The sequence below is a fragment of the Streptomyces sp. UF-297 genome (genome assembly GCF_058245575.1).
This window is the reverse complement of record NZ_JBSIBZ010000032.1, coordinates 34,864-54,634: the sequence shown is the minus strand read 5'-3', so window position 1 is coordinate 54,634 and position 19,771 is coordinate 34,864. Positions and strand designations below refer to the sequence as shown.

Sequence of the window (19,771 nt, the reverse complement as noted above, 5' to 3'; positions counted from 1 at the left end):
ATCTGAGCCGGGGGATCTGAGCGAGCCCGGCGCGGTGGGCCGGGCTCGCCGCAGGGCCGCCGAAGCGGCTCAGCGCAGGCCCGTGGACCGGTTCAGCGCCGCCTGGATCAGCCGGTCGATCAGCTCCGGGTAGCTCACGCCGCTCTCCTGCCACATCCGCGGGTACATGGAGATCGGGGTGAAGCCCGGCAGGGTGTTGATCTCGTTGATCACGAACTCGCCGTTGTCCTGCAGGAAGAAGTCCGCGCGCACCAGCCCCTCGCAGGACGCCGCCTCGAAGGCCTGGACGGCCAACTCCTGGACGGTGGCGGTCTGCTCCTCGGTCAGCGGCGCGGGCACCAGACCGGCGGCCGAGTCGATGTACTTGGCCTCGAAGTCGTAGAAGTCGTGCGCGCTGACCGGCGGGATCTCGGCCGGGACGCTGGCCCGCGGGCCGTCCTCGAACTCCAGCACCCCGCACTCGATCTCGCGGCCGCGCAGCAGCGCCTCCACGATGATCTTCGGGTCGTGGCGGCGGGCCTCCTCGACGGCCTCGTCCAGCCCGGCCAGGCCCTCGACCTTGGTGATGCCGATGGAGGAGCCGGCGCGGGCGGGCTTCACGAAGAGCGGCCAGCCGTGCTCACCGGCGAAGTCCACGATCTTCTTGCGGGCGGCGGAAGGATCCTGCTCCCACTCGCGGGGGCGGATGACCTCGTACGGGCCGACGGGCAGCCCGAAGGAGGTGAACACCCGCTTCATGTAGTCCTTGTCCTGGCCGACGGCCGAGGCGAGCACGCCCGAGCCGACGTAGGGGACGCCGGAGAGCTCCAGGAGGCCCTGGATGGTGCCGTCCTCGCCGTAGGGGCCGTGCAGCACGGGGAAGACGACGTCGACCTCGCCCAGCGCCTTGGGGACCGAGCCGGGCTCGTTGTAGACGACCTCGCGGCTGGTGGGGTCGACCGGCAGGACGACGCCTCCCTCGGCGGACTCGGCGAGCTGCTCCACGCTGGGCAGCTGCCGGTCGGTGATGGCCATCCGCTCGGGGTCGTCCGCGGTCAGCGCCCAACGGCCGTCCGCCGTGATGCCGATGGGCAGCACGTCGTACTTGGTGCGGTCGATCGCCCGCAGCACCGCGCCAGCGGTGACCACGGAGATCTGGTGCTCGGAGCTGCGGCCGCCGAACACGACGGCCACGCGGGGCTTGTGGGAGGGGGTCTGGCTGCTCATATCGCGTTGAGCGTACCTGCTGCCCCAACAGGAGTCAGTGCGGCATCGGGTCAATGCCGCACCCGGCTCCCCCGAGGGCGTCAGTGCCGCTCGGGCTTGGCACTGCGCGCCATCAGCTCCTTGAGGGCCACCAGCGGGGGCTTGCCGTCGTGCACGATCCCCACGACCGTCTCGGTGATCGGCATGTCGACGCCGTGCCGGCGGGCCAGCTCCCGTACCGATTCGCAGGACTTGACGCCCTCGGCGGTCTGCTTGGTGACCGCGATGGTCTCCTGGAGCGTCAGACCGCGGCCGAGGTTGGCGCCGAAGGTGCGGTTGCGCGACAGCGGCGAGGAGCAGGTGGCGACCAGGTCGCCCATGCCGGCCAGGCCCGCGAAGGTGTGCGCGTCGGCGCCCATCGCCAGCCCCAGACGGGAGGTTTCGGCGAGGCCGCGGGTGATCAGGGAGGCCTTGGCGTTGTCGCCCAGGCCCATGCCGTCGGCGATGCCCACCGCGAGCGCGATGACGTTCTTGACCGCGCCGCCCAGCTCCGCGCCGACCACGTCGGTGTTGGTGTACGGGCGGAAGTACGGGGTGTGGCAGGCGGCCTGGAGGCGCTGCGCAACCGATTCGTCGGCGCAGGCGACGACGGCGGCGGCGGGCTGCCGGTCGGCGATCTCCTTGGCGAGGTTGGGCCCGGTCAGGACCGCGACGCGCTCGGCGGGGGCCTTGGCGACCTCCTCGACGACCTCGCTCATGCGCTTGGCCGTGCCCAGTTCCACGCCCTTCATCAGCGACACCAGGACGGTGTCCTGGGGCAGCAGGGGCGCCCACTCGGCGAGGTTGGCGCGCAGCGTCTGGGAGGGGACGGCCAGGACCGTGAACTGGGCGCCGCGGGCCGCCTCGGCGGGGTCGGTGGTGGCCCGTACGTTCTCGGGGAGTTCGGTGCCCGGGAGGTAGTCGGGGTTGGTGCGGCCGGTGTTGATGGCGTCCACGAGCGCGGCCCGGCGGCCCCACAGGGTCACCTCGCAGCCCGCGTCGGCGAGCACCATCGCGAATGCGGTGCCCCAGGACCCCGTGCCGTAGACGGCGCAGCGCGTCACTTGCCTTCATCCTCCTGTGCCTGCTGGGACTGCTGTGCCTGCTGCTTGTCGCGGCGGGCCGCGGCGACGGCCTTCTTGTGGTTGTACGGCTCGGCCGGCGCGGGCTCGCCGCGGACCTCGGCCAGCAGTTCCGTCACGGCGGCCATGATCGTGTCCGTCACGGCGCGCAGAACCTCGGCGGTGGGCTCCTGGCCGTAGAACTCGCTCAGGTCGACCGGCGCTCCGGCCCGGACCCGCAGCGTCTTGCGCGGGAAGAGGCGGAGCTTCTTCTCCTTGGCGTAGGGCGGCATCACTTCGTTGGCGCCCCACTGCGCGACGGGGATCACGGGTGCCTTGGTGAGCAACGCCACCCGGGCGGCACCGGTCTTGCCCTGCATCGGCCACATGTCCGGATCGCGGGTGAGGGTGCCTTCGGGGTAGAACGCGACGCATTCGCCCTTGTTGATGGCCTCCACGGCGGCGCGGAAGGCGTGTGCGGCGTCGGTGGTCTCCCGGTAGACGGGGATCTGGCCGGTGCCGCGCATGATGGCGCCGACAAAGCCGCTCTTGAAGAGCCCGGACTTGGCGAGGAATCGCGGCACCCGGCCGGTGTTGTACTGGTAGTGCGCGTAGGAGAGCGGATCGAGATACGAGTTGTGGTTCACCGCGGTGATGAATCCGCCGTCGGCCGGAATGTTCTCCATTCCCTGCCAGTCCCGCTTGAACAGAACCACCAGCGGTGGTTTACACAGGACCGCGGCCAAGCGGTACCAGAAGCCGATTCTGCGGCGGGACACTGGGACACCCTCCTTGTGGGGCTTGTGGGACCTGCTGAGCTGCTGCGACCCGGCAGCCGCACAAGTGTCGCCCCAGGTACCCGGTCTGTCGAGAACACCGTAACCCCGTGGCTGCCGGGTGGCGGTGGCAGCAGGTGAGAATGAGTCCGATGCGAACTGACGGAGCGGAAGCGGCCTGGAGCCTGGTGGTGCCGCTGAAACCGCTGGTGCGGGCCAAAAGCAGGCTGTCCCAGGCCGCGGGAGAGGAACTGCGGCCCCAGTTGGCCCTGGCCTTCGCCCTGGACACCGTGGCGGCCGCGCTGGCCTGTGCCCGGGTGCGCGATGTGGCGGTTGTCACGGACGATCCGCTGGCCGGCGGGGAACTTTCCGCGCTCGGGGCGCGCATCGTGGCCGACGCTCCGGCGCGGGGGCTCAACGCCGCGCTGGCGTACGGGGCGAGCGCGGTGCGCGCACAGCGCCCCGCGGCGCCCGTCGCGGCCCTCAACGCCGACCTGCCGGCCCTGCGCCCCCAGGAACTGGACCGCGTCCTGCAGGCCGCCGCCGAATTTCCCCGCGCATTTCTCCCGGACGCGGCGGAAATAGGAACAACTTTGCTGACCGCGGCTTCCGGAGTGGAATTGGCACCGGCATTCGGTGGCCCTTCCCGGGCCCGTCACCTCGGCTCGGGAGCGCACGAGATCCCCTCGCAGGGCGTGGATTCCGTACGCCGGGACGTGGACACCGGCGAGGATCTGCGGGCCGCTCTGGCACTGGGCGTGGGCCCGCACACGGCCGCTCGTACGGCCCTTCTGGGGACGCCGGTGCGCCTGAAAGGCCTCAGAACGTCTGGAGCGTGACCAGAACGACCCGGCGGCCGTCCGCCGCGCCCTGAGCTGCCTCATCGGCCTTGTCGCCCGTATCAGCCTTCTCGGCCTCGACGTCGATACGGACCCGCTGGCCGGGCCGCAGCAGCCGCAGGCCGCCCGCGTCGAAGGCCGCCGCATCGAAGGGCAGCGGGGTCCCGTCGTCCAGCAGCACGCTGCCGGAGCGGGTTTCGGGGTCGTAGGTGTACGCGGTGGCCTGCATGGGCCACAGCCTAGACGGGCCCCGGCGGCGCAAGGCGGTGCGCAAGGCCCGCAACGCACCGCGGGCCGGGCTCCCCGGAGGGAGCCCGGCCCGACGCGTGTGGCGTCGCCGCTGAGGAATTACCGCTTGCGGGCGGTGGTCTTCTTCGCGGTGGTCTTGCGCGCCGTGGTCTTCTTGGCCGGAGCCTTCTTGGCCGTCGCCTTCTTCGCCGGAGCGGTCTTCTTGGCGGTGGCCTTCTTGGCCGTGGTGGCCTTCTTCGCCGGCGTGGCCTTCTTGGCGGTGGTGGCCTTCTTGGCCGCCGTCTTCGTGGCCGTGGCCTTCTTCGCCGTGGTCTTCTTGGCGGTGGTCTTCTTCGCCGTGGTCTTCTTCGCCGCCGCCGTGGTCTTCTTGGCGGTGGTGGTCTTCTTCGCCGCCGCCTTCTTGGCGGTGGTGGCCTTCTTGGCCGCCGCCTTCTTCACGGTGGACTTGGAAGTGCCACCCGAGAGGCTGCCCTTGGGGGCCTTCTTGACGGCCACGTCGTTCTTCGGGAGCTTCTTCGAGCCGCTGACCAGGTCCTTGAAGCCCTGACCCGCACGGAAGCGGGGCACCGAGGTCTTCTTGACCCGTACGCGCTCACCCGTCTGCGGGTTGCGGGCGTAACGGGCCGGGCGGTCGACCTTCTCGAACGAACCGAAACCGGTGACCGATACACGGTCGCCGGAGACGACGGCACGGACGATCGCGTCCAGAACCGCGTCCACCGCGTCCGCGGCGTTCTGACGTCCACCGACCTTGTCGGCAATGGCCTCTACGAGCTGCGCCTTGTTCACGTCTTCCCCTTCGGAGACATTGCTGGAACGAAAGTGTTCAAGCTTTTTCGCACGTTAGGCAGATATATACCGCAAATCAAACACGAAACGGGCTAATCACCCTTGTGCCGCAACGAACTCGACCTTCACGTAGTTCCGTCAGCTCGCACGTCTTCGGGGAGACGACCCTCATCCAGGTCATTCATGAACCACTCCAGACGCCTTGCCGCGTCTACCAGATCGTGTTTCGCCGCAGCCGTGATGACGAGCAGCTTCCGGGTCAGCGCCATCCGTACGCCCTCCGGGACTTGCAGTGTCCGCACTCTTGCGTGTGCGACTTTGAGCCGGTCGGCGACGAGACCGTAGAGCTCGAGTTGGTCGTCGCTTCCCATGCGCTAATTGTGCCATCTGCGGCGAGTTGTCGCTTCACGGGGCCTCAACAGCCCCCTCGACACGACAATGCGCCCCTCGCCAACTAGCGAAGGGCGCATCGTACGCAAGAAGCCTTTGAGACAGAAAATCCGAGGTCAGACCTGTACCGTCCGCGGTTTGAAGGACGGCCTGTTCGCCTCGTAGGCGGCGATGGCGCTCTCCTCCCGAAGAGTGAGGCTGATGTCGTCCAGGCCCTCCAGCAGACGCCAACGGGCGTTCTCGTCCAGCTCGAATCCGGCGCTCAGCCCGGGACGGCCCGCGGCACGGGCCGTGACCTGGCGTCCGACGAGGTCGACGGTCACCTCGGCGGTGGGGTCGGCCTCGATCAGCTGCTGGAGTTTCTCCACGGTCTCCTGGGGCAGGACCACCGTCAGCAGACCGTTCTTGAGGGAGTTGCCGCGGAAGATATCGGCGAAGCGGGAGGAGATGACCGCCTTGAAGCCGTAGTTCTGCAGCGCCCAGACGGCGTGCTCGCGCGAGGAGCCCGTACCGAAGTCCGGACCCGCCACCAGGACGGTCGCGCCCTTGTACGCGGGCTGGTTGAGCACGAAGGAGGAGTCCTTGCGCCAGGCCTCGAAGAGCCCGTCCTCGAAGCCGTCGCGGGTGACCTTCTTGAGCCAGTGAGCAGGGATGATCTGGTCGGTGTCGACGTTGGAGCGGCGCAGCGGGACGCCCCGGCCGGTGTGGGTGGTGAAAGCTTCCATGGTTCAGACTCCAGTGGGCGCGGGGACATCGGCGTCGGACAGATCGGCCGGGGAGGCCAGATGGCCGAGAACCGCCGTCGCGGCGGCGACCTGGGGGGAGACCAGGTGCGTACGGCCGCCCTTGCCCTGCCGTCCCTCGAAGTTGCGGTTGGAGGTGGAGGCGGAGCGCTCGCCGGGCGCGAGCTGGTCGGGGTTCATGCCCAGGCACATCGAGCAGCCCGCGTGCCGCCATTCGGCGCCGGCGGCGGTGAAGACCTTGTCCAGCCCCTCCTCGACGGCCTGGAGGGCGACGCGTACGGAGCCGGGGACCACCAGCATCCGTACCGAATCGGCGATCCTGCGGCCGTCCAGGACGGTGGCCGCCGAGCGCAGGTCCTCGATGCGGCCGTTGGTGCACGAACCTACGAAGACGGTGTCCACGGCGATCTCGCGCAGCGGCTGACCCGCCGTCAATCCCATGTATTCCAGGGCCTTTTCGGCGGCGAGCCGCTCCGATGCGTCTTCGTACGAAGCCGGGTCGGGGACGGCCGACGAAAGGGGCGCACCCTGGCCGGGGTTGGTGCCCCAGGTGACGAACGGGGCCAGTGCGGCGGCGTCGATGACGACCTCGTGGTCGAAGACCGCGTCCTCGTCGGTGCGCAGGGTCTTCCAGTACGCCACCGCCGCGTCCCAGTCGGCCCCCTGGGGGGCGTGGTCGCGGCCCTTGAGGTAGGCGAAGGTGGTCTCGTCGGGGGCGATCATGCCGGCCCTGGCGCCCGCCTCGATGGACATGTTGCAGATGGTCATCCGGGCCTCCATCGAGAGCTTCTCGATGGCCTCACCGCGGTACTCGATGACGTAGCCCTGGCCGCCGCCGGTGCCGATACGGGCGATGACGGCGAGGATGAGGTCCTTGGCGGTGACGCCGTCGGGCAGTTCGCCCTCGACGGTGATGGCCATGGTCCTGAACGGCGAGAGCGGCAGCGTCTGGGTGGCCAGCACGTGCTCGACCTGGCTGGTGCCGATGCCGAACGCGAGGGCGCCGAAGGCCCCGTGGGTGGAGGTGTGGCTGTCGCCGCACACGACGGTGGTGCCGGGCTGGGTCAGTCCCAACTGCGGTCCCACCACGTGGACAACGCCCTGCTCGACGTCGCCCAGCGGGTGCAGCCGTACCCCGAAGTCCGCGCAGTTCTTGCGCAGCGTCTCCAGCTGTGTGCGCGAGACGGGGTCGGCGATGGGCTTGTCGATGTCGAGGGTGGGGGTGTTGTGGTCCTCGGTGGCGATGGTCAGGTCCGTGCGGCGCACCGTGCGGCCGGCCTTGCGCAGACCGTCGAAGGCCTGCGGGCTGGTCACTTCGTGGAGCAGGTGCAGATCGATGAAGAGGAGGTCGGGTTCGCCTTCCGCGCGCCGGACGACGTGGTCGTCCCAGACCTTCTCCGCGAGTGTCCGTCCCATCGCTTTCCCTTCGGCCGGCCGCTCTGCCGGCCCAACTCGACTGTGCGCGCGCCGCTGTGCCGCCGATGGCGGGGCGTACGAACCGCTCGTGGCGGGCGGTGCCGCGGGCCCTGGTCGGGGGCCGCGTCTCCAGAGTGACGACTTCCGCGGAAAATTGAACTTGCGTTTCACACTGTGAGACGTGAGTATCGTTGCATGGACAACTCTAGCGGCGTCGGCGTTCTCGACAAGGCGGCTCTGGTATTGAGCGCTCTGGAGTCCGGTCCGGCCACCCTCGCCGGGCTGGTCGCGGCGACCGGGCTCGCACGGCCCACGGCACACCGGCTCGCCGTGGCTCTGGAGCACCACCGCATGGTGGCGCGCGACATGCAGGGCCGGTTCATCCTCGGCCCGCGGCTGGCCGAATTGGCCGCCGCGGCCGGCGAGGACCGCCTCCTGGCCACGGCGGGGCCGGTGTTGACGCACCTGCGCGATGTGACGGGCGAGAGCGCCCAGCTCTACCGCCGCCAGGGCGACATGCGCATCTGTGTGGCCGCGGCCGAGCGCCTGTCCGGCCTGCGGGACACCGTCCCGGTGGGCTCCACGCTCCCCATGAAGGCCGGTTCCGCCGCCCAGATCCTGATGGCCTGGGAGGAGCCCGAGCGCCTGCACCGCGGCCTGCAGGGCGCCCGTTTCACCGCCACGGCCCTGTCCGGCGTACGGCGCCGCGGCTGGGCCCAGTCGATCGGTGAGCGCGAGCCCGGTGTCGCGTCCGTCTCCGCGCCCGTGCGCGGCCCCTCCAACCGCGTGGTCGCCGCCGTCTCGGTCTCCGGACCGATCGAGCGGCTGACCCGCCACCCGGGCCGGATGCACGCCCAGGCGGTCATCGACGCGGCCGCCCGCCTCAGCGAGGCGCTGCGCCGCGGGAATTGATCGACGAAAGCCGGTCAGACGCCGCTCTTCGCCAGCCGGTCGACCGCCCGCTCCCCGCGGCGGCCGACCGGGGTGACACCGGTGGCCGCCGCCAGGCCGTACGCGGGCATGTCGGCGTAGATGGCCTCGTACGAGCCCGCGGGCACGACATAGGTCTCGTGCCAGATACCCACCTTGCCGCGGCCCCGCTTCAGGCTGCGGTTGTACGCCGCCCAGGCCGGGCGGTGCTCCATGTTCCCGTCGCTCGCGTAGGCCAGCAGCTTCTCGCGTGACTCCCAGTACTGGATCATGCTGAACTCCCGCAGCCCCGAGGCCGTCGCGCGGTAGCCGATCAGCCCGCTGCCCTTCTCGCGGCCCAGCTCCTTCATCATGCGCGGCATCGCGCGCAGCACCGGCACCCAACTGCGCACCGCGCGCCAGCTGTTGATACGCATCCCGACGAGGAAGACGACCGCGTCCCCCTCGGCGTCGGCGGTCATCCGCCCCTCGATCACCTTCGCACCCATGACAGCCCCTGCTCCTTTGTCGCGCGTATTGGATAGCGTCACTATCCATGCTTGGATAGTGACACTCTCCAAGGAAAGGCGCAAGGGAAATGCGACTGGCGGAACTGAGCGAACGCAGCGGGGTCCCCACAGCCACGATCAAGTACTACCTGCGCGAGAAACTGCTCCCGCCCGGTCACCGGATCACCGCCACCCAGTCCGAGTACGGCGAGGACCACCTGCGCCGGCTCCGCCTCGTACGGGCCCTGATCCAGGTCGGGAAGATGCCGGTGGCCACCGCGCGCGAGGTGCTGGCGGCCGTGGACGACCAGTCGCTGGACCACCATCTGCGCCTGGGCGCGGCCGTGTGGGCCCTCCCCCACGACGCCGAGACCCAGGCGGAAGCCCAGGAGCCCCCGGAGACCGCCGCCGCGCGCCGCACGGTGGACGCCCTGCTCCAGCGCCTGCAGTGGCACTACGGGGCACAGGTGGGGGCGCTGTCGCCCGCGTACCGGATGCTGGTGAACGCCGTCGCGGCGCTGGCCCGGCTCGGATATCCGCACGAGACGGAGTACTTGCTGCCGTACGCGCGCCTGGCGGGCGAACTGGCCGTCGCCGACCTGGACTTGGTGGAGACCTACGACACACCCACCGAGCAGGTGGAGGCGGCGGTGGCGCTGACCGTGCTCTTCGAGCCGGTGCTGCTGAGCCTGCGCAGACTGGCGGAGGCGGAGGAGTCCGACCGGCGCTTCGGACAAGGCAGTTGCGAGAAGGACGGCTGACGCGAGAAGGCCCCCCGCGTGATGCGGGGGGCCTTCTCGTTGCGTACCCCCGACCGGATTCGAACCGGCGCTACCGCCTTGAGAGGGCGGCGTGCTAGGCCGCTACACAACGGGGGCTTGCTTGGGGTGCAGATCGAAAAGATCTCGACTGCGCTGGCCTACCTGGACTCGAACCAAGACTAAATGAACCAGAATCACTCGTGCTGCCAATTACACCATAGGCCATGGTGGTTTAGACCATTTTTGGTTGTTCAACCAGTACCCCCGACCGGATTCGAACCGGCGCTACCGCCTTGAGAGGGCGGCGTGCTAGGCCGCTACACAACGGGGGCCCTAGCGATCCCACCCGGCCGGAGCCGGGTGTTGTCACCGCGACATCACCGGGAGCGACCCTGGTGATCTACGGGATGGATCTGTACCCCCGACCGGATTCGAACCGGCGCTACCGCCTTGAGAGGGCGGCGTGCTAGGCCGCTACACAACGGGGGCGTTGCAGATGAGCTCTGCGAGCTGGCCTACCTGGACTCGAACCAAGACTAACTGAACCAGAATCAGTCGTGCTGCCAATTACACCATAGGCCACCAAACCACAACCCCCTGCGGGGTTTTGCTTGGCTTGCGCTTCCCGGCCGGACCTTTCGGCCCTCTCGGGCGGCGCAGGAAGAACATTACCCGATGGGGGACGGCGCTCCAAAACCGATAAGCCGCCACAACAGCTCGGGGAGATCGCACAGGCTCTCCACCCGCATCACGCCCTCCGGAAGATCACTCTCCGTGTCCGCCCGGTCCACCCACACAGCGTGCAGTCCTGCGTCCCTGGCGCCCAGTGCGTCGATGTCCAGCTTGTCGCCGACGTAGGCCACCTCGGCGGGCGGCAGGCCCAGTGCGCGGCAGCCGGCGAGGAAGGCGCGGGCAGCGGGCTTGGAGCAGCCGAGGTCGTTGGCGCACAGCAGCACTTCGAAGCGGTCCCGCAGGCCAAGGGCGCGCAGCTTGCGCTCCTGGTTGGCGGAGTGGGAGTTGGAGAGCACCCCGTGGCGGCAGGCGGCGGCCAGGGCGTCCAGGGCGGGGACGGTGTCCGGAAAGAGCGCCCAGGCGGCCTCGTAGTGGCGTATGTAGCGGCCGAACCAGGCGTCGGCGGCGGCGTCGCTCATCGGCTCCTGGAGGAAGGCGCGTACGCGGTCTCTGCGCTGGCCCAGGAAGTCGGTCTCCTTGGCGGCGAAGCGGGCCCAGTGGATCTCGGTGGTCTCGTGCCAAAGAGAGAGGGCCTGCTCGACGGAGTGGAATGCGTCGAGCAGGCCCTCGTCCCGCAGGTGCGCCCGCATGCCGGTGCGGTCTGCGGTGCGGTAGTCGAAGATCGTGTCGTCTACGTCCCAGAGGATCGCGCGGATCGGCATGGCAACGACGGTAGCGCCCCTGGCATGTGCCAGGGCCCGGAAACCGGGGGCTTCCGGGCCCTGTGGGCGCATATGGGCGCGCGCGGGGCGCGCGGGGCGGGTCAGGCGGTCAGCTTGGCCAGCGCCGCGTCGATGCGGGCGAGAGTGCGCTCCTGGCCCAGGATCTCCAGGGACTCGAAGAGCGGCAGGCCGACCGTGCGGCCGGTGACCGCCACGCGGACCGGGGCCTGGGCCTTGCCGAGCTTGAGGCCGTGCTCCTCACCGGCGGCCAGGACGGCCTCCTTGAGGGACTCCGGGGAGGTCCAGTCGGCCGCCTCCAGCTTGGCGCGGGCCGTGCGCAGGAGGGCGTCGGAGCCTTCCTTCATGGCCTTGGTCCAGGAGGCCTCGTCCTCGACCGGCTCCTTCAGGAAGAGGAAGTCGACGTTGGCCGTGATCTCGGAGAGGACCTTCAGGCGGGACTGCGCGTGCGGCGCGACGGCCTGCCAGGCGGCCTCGTCGAAGTCCTCGGGGGCCCAGTTGGCGTGCGGGGCCCTCAGCCAGGGCTCGCAGGCCTCGGCGAAGGTCTTCACGTCCAGCATGCGGATGTGGTCGGCGTTGATCGCCTCGGCCTTCTTCAGGTCGAAGCGCGCCGGGTTGGAGTTCACGTCCGCGAGGTCGAACTTGGCGACCATCTCGGGGATGGTGAAGACGTCCTGGTCCGCGGAGAACGACCAGCCCAGCAGGGACAGGTAGTTGAGCAGGCCCTCGGGGAGGAAGCCGCGCTCGCGGTAGAGGTTCAAGGACGCCTGCGGGTCGCGCTTGGAGAGCTTCTTGTTGCCCTCGCCCATGACGTACGGCAGGTGGCCGAAGGCGGGGATCGTCTTCGCGATGCCGAGCTCGATCAGGGCCTTGTAGAGAGCGATCTGGCGCGGGGTGGAGGAGAGCAGGTCCTCGCCGCGCAGGACGTGGGTGATCTCCATCAGGGCGTCGTCGACCGGGTTGACCAGGGTGTACAGCGGGGCGCCGTTGGCCCGGACGATGCCGTAGTCGGTGACGTTCTCCGCCTGGACGGTGATCTCGCCGCGGACCAGGTCGGTGAAGGTGGTCGCCTCGTCGGGCATGCGGAAGCGGACGATGTGGCTGCGGCCCTCGGCCTCGTACGCCAGCTTCTGCTCGGCGCTCAGGCCGCGGCAGTGGCCGTCGTAGCCGGAGGGCTTGCCGGCGGCGCGGGCGGCCTCGCGGCGGACGTCCAGCTCCTCGGTGGTGCAGTAGCAGGGGTAGGCGTAGCCGCCGTCCAGCAGCTTGGCCGCCACGTCCCGGTAGATGTCCATGCGCTGCGACTGGCGGTACGGCGCGTGGGGGCCGCCGACCTCGGGGCCCTCGTCCCAGTCGAAGCCCAGCCAGCGCATCGAGTCCAGCAGCTGCTCGTAGGACTCCTCGGAGTCACGGGCAGCGTCGGTGTCCTCGATACGGAAGACCAGGGCGCCCTCGTTGTGCCGGGCGTAGGCCCAGTTGAAGAGAGCGGTGCGGACCAGGCCCACGTGGGGGTTGCCGGTCGGGGAGGGACAGAAACGGACCCGCACAGGGGTGCCTGGGGTCGCGTTAGCCACGCTTGACCACCTTGTTGGTGAGAGTGCCGATGCCTTCGATGGTGACGGCGACCTCGTCGCCGACGTTGAGCGGGCCGACCCCGGCCGGGGTGCCCGTGAGGACGACGTCGCCGGGGAGCAGCGTCATGGCCTCGGTGATGTGGACGATCAGGTCCTCGACGGAGCGGACCATCTCGCTGGTGCGGCCGAGCTGGCGCTGTTCGCCGTTGACCGTGCACTGGATCGTCAGGTCACCGGGGTCCAGCTCGGTCTCGACCCAGGGGCCCAGCGGGCAGGAGGAGTCGAAGCCCTTGGCCCTGGCCCACTGCGCCTCGCGCTGCTGGACGTCGCGCGCGGTGATGTCGTTGGCGCAGGTGTAGCCGAGGATGACGTCCTTGACGCGCTCGCGCGGGACCTCGCGGCACATACGGCCGATCACCACGGCCAGCTCGGCCTCGTGGTGCACCTCCTGCGAGAAGGAGGGGTAGGCGATGGGGTCGCCGGGGCCGACCACGGAGGTGGAGGGCTTGAAGAAGGTGACCGGGGTCTGGGGGACCTCGTTGCCCAGTTCGGCGGCGTGCTCGGCGTAATTGCGGCCGATCGCGACGACCTTGTTGGGCAGGACCGGCGGCAGCAGCCGGATCTTGTCCAGGGGGACTTTCTGGCCCGAGCGCTCGAATTCGGCGAAGGGGTGTCCCTTGATGACGTCGAGTTCGTCGCCCTCGACCACGCCGAAGCCGACGTTGCCGTCGATGGAAAATCTGGCGATGCGCACGGGAAGCCGCTGCCCCTCATTGATCGATGGCCGGAGTTGACACTCCAGGCTATCGCGGGGGCGCGGCTGCTTCCCCTGCTCAGCGGCCGCCTCAGACCGTGGCGTCCTGCGGCGCGGCCTCGGGGGCGTCCATCAGGACCGTACGGCGGGGGTTGGCGGTCTGCGTGGGCAGATCCACGGTGTGGGCCGGCTGGTCGGCGGGCGCGGTCTGCAGCTCCTCGGCGTCCTTGAGATGGGCCAGGGTGGTGCGCCGCGGGTTGGCTATGTTGCGGAACATCATCGTGGTCTTCACTGGTTATGCCTTCTGTCGGAGGAGTCTTTGAGGATTCAGCGGATCGGGCGGGGATTGCCGACTTGTCATTGTGGGCAACTCTGTAAAGCGCCAGGCTAAGCACGCTATTCCCAGCGGCAGCGCCGGGAAGTCGGCGATCGACCTGTGAGTTTGCTCACGAGGTGTGTGACAAATGCCGCATTTCTCATGATCAACAAGCATGTCCGAAACGGACATTGACGGACTGAAGCGCACGTTCCGCTCCCGATCACCTCAGCCGGGACAGCGCGTACGCGTGAACGACTCGCGGGCAAAAGTCCGTTATCGGCCTATGAGGGTTCTACGCCTCGTAACGCCCCCCGCACATTGCGTCACGCATGTCACAGCAGATGGCGCCGCCCTTGTTGGAGATCTGGCACTGTGCTGGAATTCCACGGACCGCCGCAGGATTCACCCGGCGCGCACGGGCGCACAGCAGCGCCGCGCGGTGGTGGCTCCTCCTCTGCCAGAGGGGGTAGCTCCGCCGGTCACCCACGACCGCCACGGGGGACCGATGTCCCCTACGACTCGACACCGTCCCGCCGTACCAGCGGCAGGACGCCTGGTCCAGAGGTTGCGACGCTAGTGCAGGGACGTTTCAAGAGGGATGGCAGCGGTGCGGCGGACCCGGAGCTGCGCGGCGGGACCGACCGCGCCTCCTCGCCACAGCGTGCCCAGGGCAGCACTCCGGCGGGCGGCAGTGCGCCGGCCGACCGGGGCGGCGAGGCGCAGAGCGGTGAGTCCGCCGAGCGCAGCGCGCCGAAGGGCCCCAGTGGCCCCGGTGCACGAATAGCCCTGCGCAACTGGCGCATCAGCACCCGTCTGGTCTCCCTGCTCGCGCTCCCCGTCATCGCGGCGACCACGCTGGGCGCACTGCGTATCCAGACCTCGATGGACGACATCGAGCAGCTCGACAAGATGCAGCTCCTGACGGAGATGACGCGCAAGGCCACCGAGCTGGCCGACGCCCTCCAGGTGGAGCGGGACAAGTCCGCGGGCCCCATCTCCGCCAGCGGCAACACCAAGGACGACGCCAACGTCGTCGCCCCGCGCGAGGCCACCGACACCGCCAAGCATGCTTTCGACAAGGCCACCGGCGACGTCCAGCGCGACGACCCGGCCATGGCGGGCGTGCAGGCCACGCTGCTGGACATCGGCCGGCAGCTGAACACCCTCAACGAGATCCGCAACAGCGCGTACACGGACGACAACAACTCCGCGCGCACCGTCAGCGCCTACGACCAGCTGGTCACCTCGCTGCTCGCGCTCTCGCAGGACATGGCGCAGGCCACCAGCAACCCGGAGATGATCCGCAGCACGCGTGCGCTGGCGGCGTTCTCCTCCGCCAAGGAATTCGCCTCGATGCAGCGCGCGATGGTCTCCTCCGGCCTCGCGCGCAAGGGCGGCGCGCAGCTCTCGGAGAACGACCGGCTGGCGGGGCGTACCGCCGAGGACAACGAGAAGGCCGAGCGCGCCCGCTTCCAGCAGATCTACCAGGGCGGCAAGGGCGCCACCGAGCTGACCCGCGGCCTGGACGGCGGCATCGACGACATCGTCGCCGCCACCAAGTTCGCCAACCGCGCCTTCGCCACGGACAACGGCATCCGCAGCGAGAACATGCAGTACCTGGACTGGTACGACCAGGACACCATCAAGATCGATGAGATGTCCCGTATCGAGAAGACGCTGCTCTCGGAGATGGAGCAGAAGTCCCGCGAGCTGCGCAACGAGGCCACCCAGGGCGCCATCCTCAACGGTGCGCTGATCCTGCTGGTCCTGGGCATCTCGCTGGTCGGCGCCTTCGTCGTCTCGCGCTCCATGGTCCGCTCGCTGCGCCGTCTGCAGGACACCGCGCAGAAGGTCGCCCAGGACCGGCTGCCCGAGCTGGTCAAGCAGCTCTCCGAGGCCGACCCGCAGGACGTGGACACCTCGGTGGAGTCGGTCGGTGTGCACAGCCGGGACGAGATCGGCAAGGTGGCCGCGGCCTTCGACGACGTGCACCGCGAGGCGGTCCGCCTGGCGTCCGAGCAGGCGCTGCTGCGAGGAAACGTCAACGCGATGTTCACCAACCTCTCGCGCCGCAGCCAGGGTCTGATCCAGCGCCAGCTCTCGCTCATCTCGGAGCTGGAGTCCCGCGAGGCCGACCCCGACCAGCTCTCCTCGCTCTTCAAGCTCGACCACCTCGCGACCCGTATGCGCCGTAACGGCGAGAACCTCCTCGTCCTCGCGGGCGAGGAGCCGGGCCGCCGGTGGACCCGCCCGGTCCCGCTGGTCGACGTCCTGCGTGCGGCGGCCTCCGAGGTGGAGCAGTACGAGCGCATCGAGCTCAGCTCGGTGCCGCAGACCGAGGTCGCCGGCCGGGTCGTCAACGACCTCGTGCACCTGCTCGCCGAGCTGCTGGAGAACGCCACCTCCTTCTCCTCCCCGCAGACCAAGGTCAAGGTCACCGGTCACGCGCTGCCCGACGGGCGGGTGCTGGTCGAGATCCACGACACCGGTATCGGGCTCTCGCCCGAGGACCTGGCGGCGATCAACGAGCGGCTGGCCAGCCCGCCGACCGTGGACGTCTCCGTCTCCCGGCGCATGGGCCTGTTCGTGGTCGGCCGTCTGTCGCTGCGCCACGGCATCCGTATCCAGCTGCGCCCCTCCGACTCCGGCGGTACGACCGCGCTGGTCATGCTGCCCGTGGATGTCGCGCAGGGCGGCAAGAAGCCGCAGCCGGCCAAGGGGACGCCGGGCGCCGGCGAGGTGCCCAACTCCTCCTCCAGCCGTCTGGCGGGTCTCCAGCCGCGTGGACAGGTCGGTTCGGGTCCCGGCGGGGCGCGTCCGGCGCTGCCGGGCCGTGGCGCGTTCGGCGGTCCGTCCAGCCAGGGCGGCCAGGGGGGCCAAGGCGGCCAGGGCGGTGCTTTCGGCGCTCCGGGCCTGCCGAGCCGTACGCAGTCCTCCGGCCCCTCCGGTGCCCCGCCCGCCAAGACCGATGCGCACGGCTCGCTGCCGTCGGGCGACGGCCGTCCCTCGCTGCCCATGCGCGGCGCGGACAGCGCCGCCTCCCAGCAGCCGACCGTCGCCCCGCCCACGGGCGCTCCGCGCGAGGAGCGGCCGCAGCTGCCGCCGCGCGGCCCCGCGGGCGAGCTGCCGGGCGGCTCCGACGACCAGCGCGCCGGCACCAGTTGGGGTGCCCGGCGCGAGCGCGGCGGCTCGGCGGACGACTGGCCGCTCACCCCCCGCCAGGCGCAGGACCGGCCGCGCGGCCACGAGGAGCCGCAGACCCCGGACCTCTTCTCGCCTCCGGCGCAGCAGGGCGGTCCCGGCGACACGACCGAGTTCTCCCGCCCCGACTTCAACGGCCCGCCGCCGGGCGCGCAGAGCCCCTCGCAGACCACGGGCGGCTTCGCGCTGCCGGGTGCGGACCGCGACCAGGGCACCGGGGAGTTCGTACGCCCCGAGGCCCGTCCCACCGAGGACGCCGGCACCCACCAGGGCCGGGGCCCCGGCGACACGGGCGAGTTCCCGCAGGCCGGCGCGGACCGTACGCAGACCACCGGCGAGTTCACCCTTCCCACCGCCCCGCAGGAGGGCCGGGACACCGGCGAGTTCCCCGCGCCGCCGCTGCCCACCCGCGGCTCCGGGGAGTTCGGGCGCGAGGACGCCGGCACCCACCAGGGCGGCCGCGGGCCCGGCGACACCGGTGAGTTCCCGCAGGCCGGCGCGGACCGCACGCAGACCACCGGCGAGTTCACCCTCCCCACCGCGCCGCAGGAGGGCCGGGACACCGGCGAGTTCCCCGCGCCGCCGCTGCCCACCCGCGGCTCCGGGGACAGCGATGTGCTCGGCGGGGCTCCCGCGGGGCCGGGGGACGGCCGTACGCCGATCTTCGACACCATCGAGTCGAACTGGTTCAACACGCAGGCGGCGCCCCCCGCTTCCGGTCCCTCCGCAGCGGAGCAGCCCGCGGAGCGGCCCGAGCCGCCGAGGCTGCCGCGCCGTGAGCCGGCCGGCGCGAACGGTGCCGCGGGCCAGGCCCCGGAGCAGGACCGCCCGGGCTGGAGCGCCTCGCCCAACGACGAGCGGTGGCGCCAGGCCGAGCAGATACGCCAGCCGGCCGCCGGCGGTGTCACCACCTCCGGGCTGCCGCGCCGGGTGCCCCGTGCGAACCTCGTCGCGGGCACCGCGCAGCAGCAGTCCCAGCAAGCCGGTCCGCAGGTCTCGCGTGCGCCCGACGACGTACGCGGCCGGCTGACCAATCTCCGTCGGGGTATCCAGCAGGGCCGCCAGGCCGGCTCGAACTCCACCACCGGCAACCACGGCGTTGTCGACCCCTCTCACCAGCAGGAGCGTTAGTTGAGTCCGATGAGCCAGGCGGCGCAGAATCTGAACTGGTTGATCACCAACTTCGTGGCCAACACCCCGGGGGTGTCCCACACGGTGGTGGTCTCGGCCGACGGGCTGCTCCTCGCCATGTCAGAGGGCTTCCCGCGCGACCGCGCCGACCAGTTGGCGGCGGTGGCCTCCGGGCTGACCTCGCTGACCTCCGGTGCCTCCCGGATCTTCGAGGGCGGCAGCGTGAACCAGACCGTGGTGGAGATGGAGCGCGGCTTCCTCTTCATCATGTCCGTCTCGGACGGATCCTCCCTGGCCGTGCTCGCCCACCCCGAGTGCGACATCGGCCTGGTCGGGTACGAGATGGCCCTGCTGGTCGACCGCGCGGGCACGGTGCTCACGCCCGAGCTCCGCTCCGAACTGCAGGGCAGCCTGCTGCACTGACCGGCACCGCCCGGCGGCACCGGTTCCCGCAGCCGTCGCCGCAGGGCCGCCACTTGTCCGAACGTCCACCGCCGCACCCCCCACCGGCCCAACCCGACGACAGTCAGTTGTCCCGCCCGGAGGACCCCATGACCCCGCCACCTGCCTCGCCCGGCCCGTACGGCGCCTATCACGCGCCGTACGGGGACGAAGGCGACCAGCCGCTGGTGCGCCCGTACGCCATGACCGGCGGCCGGACCCGCCCGCGCTACCAGCTCGCCATCGAGGCTCTGGTCAGCACCACCGCCGACCCCGCCCAGCTGCCCGGGCTGCTGCCCGAGCACCAGCGCATCTGCCACCTGTGCCGTGAGGTGAAGTCGGTCGCGGAGGTCTCCGCGCTGCTGCACATACCGCTGGGTGTGGCCCGCATTCTGGTCGCGGACCTGGCGGAGGCCGGGATGGTGGCGATCCACCAGCCGGGCGGCAGCACCGAGGCCGGCGGCACTCCCGACGTGACGCTGCTGGAGAGGGTGCTCAGTGGACTTCGCAAGCTCTAGCGAGAGCGGCCAGAGCCGCTCGACCACCTCCGCGAAGATCGTGGTGGCGGGCGGCTTCGGCGTGGGCAAGACCACGTTCGTCGGCGCGGTCTCGGAGATCAACCCGCTGCGTACGGAGGCCGTGATGACCTCCGCCTCGGCGGGGATCGACGATCTGAGCCATGTGCAGGACAAGACCACCACGACGGTGGCGATGGACTTCGGCCGCATCACGCTGGACCAGGACCTGATCCTGTACCTCTTCGGTACGCCGGGCCAGGACCGCTTCTGGTTCATGTGGGACGACCTGGTGCGTGGCGCGATCGGCGCGGTCGTCCTGGTCGACACCCGCCGTCTGGCCGACTGCTTCCCGGCCGTGGACTACTTCGAGAACAGCGGCCTGCCCTTCGTCATCGCCCTCAACGGCTTCGACGGACACCAGCCGTACTCGCCCGACGAGGTCCGCGAGGCCCTCCAGATCGGCCCGGACACCCCGATCGTGGTGACCGACGCCCGGCAGCGCAACGACGCCAAGAGCACGCTGATCACGCTGGTCGAGCATGCGCTGATGGCGCGTCTGAAGTAATTCCCGGCCGGCCGCGATCCGCCGCGGCCCTCGCCACCAGCCGTTTTTCGGCCATATTCGCCAAGTTGCTTCCCCCGGTTGCCAGTTGTGCCGGGGGTACACACCGCAGGGCGCCACTCCTGTGTCCTTTGCCACGCCCGCCCCGGTGTTCATAACGTTTCGACAGAGAATTCGCGCATCCTCGACACCTTGC

At 70.3% G+C, this 19,771-nt stretch carries 20 protein-coding genes and 5 tRNA genes; 7 read left to right on the top strand and 18 right to left on the bottom strand.

Going from position 1 to position 19,771, the window contains the following annotated elements; genetic code table 11:
- Positions 1–69: 69 nt before the first annotated feature.
- The 3 genes from AC4IJH_RS19890 to AC4IJH_RS19880 all read right to left on the bottom strand — a co-directional run bounded on the left by AC4IJH_RS19890 (position 70) and on the right by AC4IJH_RS19880 (position 3,064).
- Positions 70–1,206: a D-alanine--D-alanine ligase family protein gene (locus AC4IJH_RS19890; RefSeq protein ID WP_490853113.1), complete on the bottom strand. Its 1,137-nt coding sequence runs from the start codon at positions 1,204–1,206 to the stop codon at positions 70–72.
- Positions 1,207–1,286: 80 nt separating this feature from the next.
- On the bottom strand, positions 1,287–2,288 hold the full coding sequence (locus AC4IJH_RS19885; RefSeq protein WP_490853112.1) for an NAD(P)H-dependent glycerol-3-phosphate dehydrogenase: 1,002 nt from the start codon (positions 2,286–2,288) through the stop codon (positions 1,287–1,289).
- Positions 2,285–3,064 carry a lysophospholipid acyltransferase family protein gene (locus AC4IJH_RS19880; RefSeq protein WP_490853111.1) on the bottom strand — a complete coding sequence of 260 codons (780 nt, stop codon included), beginning with the start codon at positions 3,062–3,064 and terminating at the stop codon, positions 2,285–2,287. The genes AC4IJH_RS19885 and AC4IJH_RS19880 overlap by 4 nt, the downstream gene beginning before the upstream one ends.
- A gap of 140 nt (positions 3,065–3,204) precedes the next feature.
- Here AC4IJH_RS19880 and cofC point away from each other — a divergent pair, with 140 nt between their 5' ends.
- Positions 3,205–3,900 carry a 2-phospho-L-lactate guanylyltransferase gene (gene cofC, locus AC4IJH_RS19875; RefSeq protein WP_490853110.1) on the top strand — a complete coding sequence of 232 codons (696 nt, stop codon included), beginning with the start codon at positions 3,205–3,207 and terminating at the stop codon, positions 3,898–3,900.
- Here the strand turns inward: cofC and AC4IJH_RS19870 are convergent.
- The 5 genes from AC4IJH_RS19870 to leuC form a co-directional block, all read right to left on the bottom strand.
- Positions 3,881–4,129: a hypothetical protein gene (locus tag AC4IJH_RS19870; RefSeq protein ID WP_490853109.1), complete on the bottom strand. Its 249-nt coding sequence runs from the start codon at positions 4,127–4,129 to the stop codon at positions 3,881–3,883. The genes cofC and AC4IJH_RS19870 overlap by 20 nt on opposite strands.
- Before the next feature lie 119 nt (positions 4,130–4,248).
- Positions 4,249–4,938, bottom strand: coding sequence for an HU family DNA-binding protein (locus AC4IJH_RS19865; protein ID WP_490853108.1), 690 nt, complete (start codon positions 4,936–4,938; stop codon positions 4,249–4,251).
- A gap of 125 nt (positions 4,939–5,063) precedes the next feature.
- A complete protein-coding gene (locus AC4IJH_RS19860; RefSeq protein ID WP_490853107.1) occupies positions 5,064–5,309 on the bottom strand; it encodes an SCO5555 family protein in 246 nt (81 codons plus the stop codon).
- 135 nt (positions 5,310–5,444) lie between these two features.
- Positions 5,445–6,053, bottom strand: coding sequence for a 3-isopropylmalate dehydratase small subunit (leuD, locus tag AC4IJH_RS19855; protein ID WP_490853106.1), 609 nt, complete (start codon positions 6,051–6,053; stop codon positions 5,445–5,447).
- Between the two features lie 3 nt (positions 6,054–6,056).
- Positions 6,057–7,487, bottom strand: coding sequence for a 3-isopropylmalate dehydratase large subunit (gene leuC / locus AC4IJH_RS19850; RefSeq protein ID WP_490853105.1), 1,431 nt, complete (start codon positions 7,485–7,487; stop codon positions 6,057–6,059).
- A gap of 195 nt (positions 7,488–7,682) precedes the next feature.
- On the opposite strand from leuC, the gene ndgR reads away from it, so the two are divergent.
- Positions 7,683–8,399, top strand: a complete 717-nt coding sequence (gene ndgR, locus AC4IJH_RS19845; RefSeq protein ID WP_490853104.1) for an IclR family transcriptional regulator NdgR — start codon at positions 7,683–7,685, stop codon at positions 8,397–8,399.
- A gap of 14 nt (positions 8,400–8,413) precedes the next feature.
- Here the strand turns inward: ndgR and AC4IJH_RS19840 are convergent, their stop codons facing one another.
- Positions 8,414–8,905, bottom strand: a complete 492-nt coding sequence (locus AC4IJH_RS19840) for a DUF4188 domain-containing protein (protein WP_490853103.1) — start codon at positions 8,903–8,905, stop codon at positions 8,414–8,416.
- Positions 8,906–8,994: 89 nt separating this feature from the next.
- On the opposite strand from AC4IJH_RS19840, the gene AC4IJH_RS19835 reads away from it, so the two are divergent.
- The gene (locus AC4IJH_RS19835; protein WP_490853102.1) at positions 8,995–9,666 is read left to right on the top strand and encodes a MerR family transcriptional regulator; all 672 of its coding nucleotides are present in this window, start codon (positions 8,995–8,997) and stop codon (positions 9,664–9,666) included.
- A 44-nt stretch (positions 9,667–9,710) separates the two neighbouring features.
- Here the strand turns inward: AC4IJH_RS19835 and AC4IJH_RS19830 are convergent.
- The 9 genes from AC4IJH_RS19830 to AC4IJH_RS19790 all read right to left on the bottom strand — a co-directional run bounded on the left by AC4IJH_RS19830 (position 9,711) and on the right by AC4IJH_RS19790 (position 13,695).
- Positions 9,711–9,783, bottom strand: a tRNA-Glu gene (locus AC4IJH_RS19830).
- Positions 9,784–9,819: 36 nt separating this feature from the next.
- Positions 9,820–9,891, bottom strand: a tRNA-Gln gene (locus AC4IJH_RS19825).
- Between the two features lie 34 nt (positions 9,892–9,925).
- Positions 9,926–9,998: transfer RNA gene (locus AC4IJH_RS19820), tRNA-Glu, on the bottom strand.
- Positions 9,999–10,082: 84 nt separating this feature from the next.
- Positions 10,083–10,155: transfer RNA gene (locus AC4IJH_RS19815), tRNA-Glu, on the bottom strand.
- 21 nt (positions 10,156–10,176) lie between these two features.
- Positions 10,177–10,248, bottom strand: a tRNA-Gln gene (locus AC4IJH_RS19810).
- An 86-nt stretch (positions 10,249–10,334) separates the two neighbouring features.
- Complete coding sequence (locus AC4IJH_RS19805; RefSeq protein ID WP_490853101.1) at positions 10,335–11,060, bottom strand: HAD family hydrolase; 726 nt, start codon at positions 11,058–11,060, stop codon at positions 10,335–10,337.
- A gap of 101 nt (positions 11,061–11,161) precedes the next feature.
- Entirely contained in the window at positions 11,162–12,649 is a 1,488-nt protein-coding gene (gene gltX / locus AC4IJH_RS19800) for a glutamate--tRNA ligase (protein WP_490853100.1), read from the bottom strand.
- Positions 12,642–13,403 (bottom strand): fumarylacetoacetate hydrolase family protein, encoded by a 762-nt coding sequence (locus AC4IJH_RS19795; RefSeq protein WP_490853099.1) that lies wholly within the window; start codon positions 13,401–13,403, stop codon positions 12,642–12,644. Before AC4IJH_RS19795 ends, gltX begins: the two co-directional genes overlap by 8 nt.
- 91 nt (positions 13,404–13,494) lie before the next feature.
- Complete coding sequence (locus AC4IJH_RS19790) at positions 13,495–13,695, bottom strand: hypothetical protein (protein WP_490853098.1); 201 nt, start codon at positions 13,693–13,695, stop codon at positions 13,495–13,497.
- A gap of 603 nt (positions 13,696–14,298) precedes the next feature.
- Between AC4IJH_RS19790 and AC4IJH_RS19785 the strand changes: the two genes are divergently transcribed.
- The 4 genes from AC4IJH_RS19785 to AC4IJH_RS19770 all read left to right on the top strand — a co-directional run bounded on the left by AC4IJH_RS19785 (position 14,299) and on the right by AC4IJH_RS19770 (position 19,578).
- A complete protein-coding gene (locus tag AC4IJH_RS19785) occupies positions 14,299–18,054 on the top strand; it encodes a sensor histidine kinase (RefSeq protein ID WP_490853097.1) in 3,756 nt (1,251 codons plus the stop codon).
- Positions 18,055–18,063: 9 nt separating this feature from the next.
- Positions 18,064–18,477 carry a roadblock/LC7 domain-containing protein gene (locus AC4IJH_RS19780; protein ID WP_490853140.1) on the top strand — a complete coding sequence of 138 codons (414 nt, stop codon included), beginning with the start codon at positions 18,064–18,066 and terminating at the stop codon, positions 18,475–18,477.
- 128 nt (positions 18,478–18,605) lie between these two features.
- Entirely contained in the window at positions 18,606–19,013 is a 408-nt protein-coding gene (locus AC4IJH_RS19775; protein ID WP_490853096.1) for a DUF742 domain-containing protein, read from the top strand.
- Positions 18,994–19,578 carry a GTP-binding protein gene (locus AC4IJH_RS19770; protein WP_490853095.1) on the top strand — a complete coding sequence of 195 codons (585 nt, stop codon included), beginning with the start codon at positions 18,994–18,996 and terminating at the stop codon, positions 19,576–19,578. Before AC4IJH_RS19775 ends, AC4IJH_RS19770 begins: the two co-directional genes overlap by 20 nt.
- Positions 19,579–19,771 lie beyond the last annotated feature (193 nt).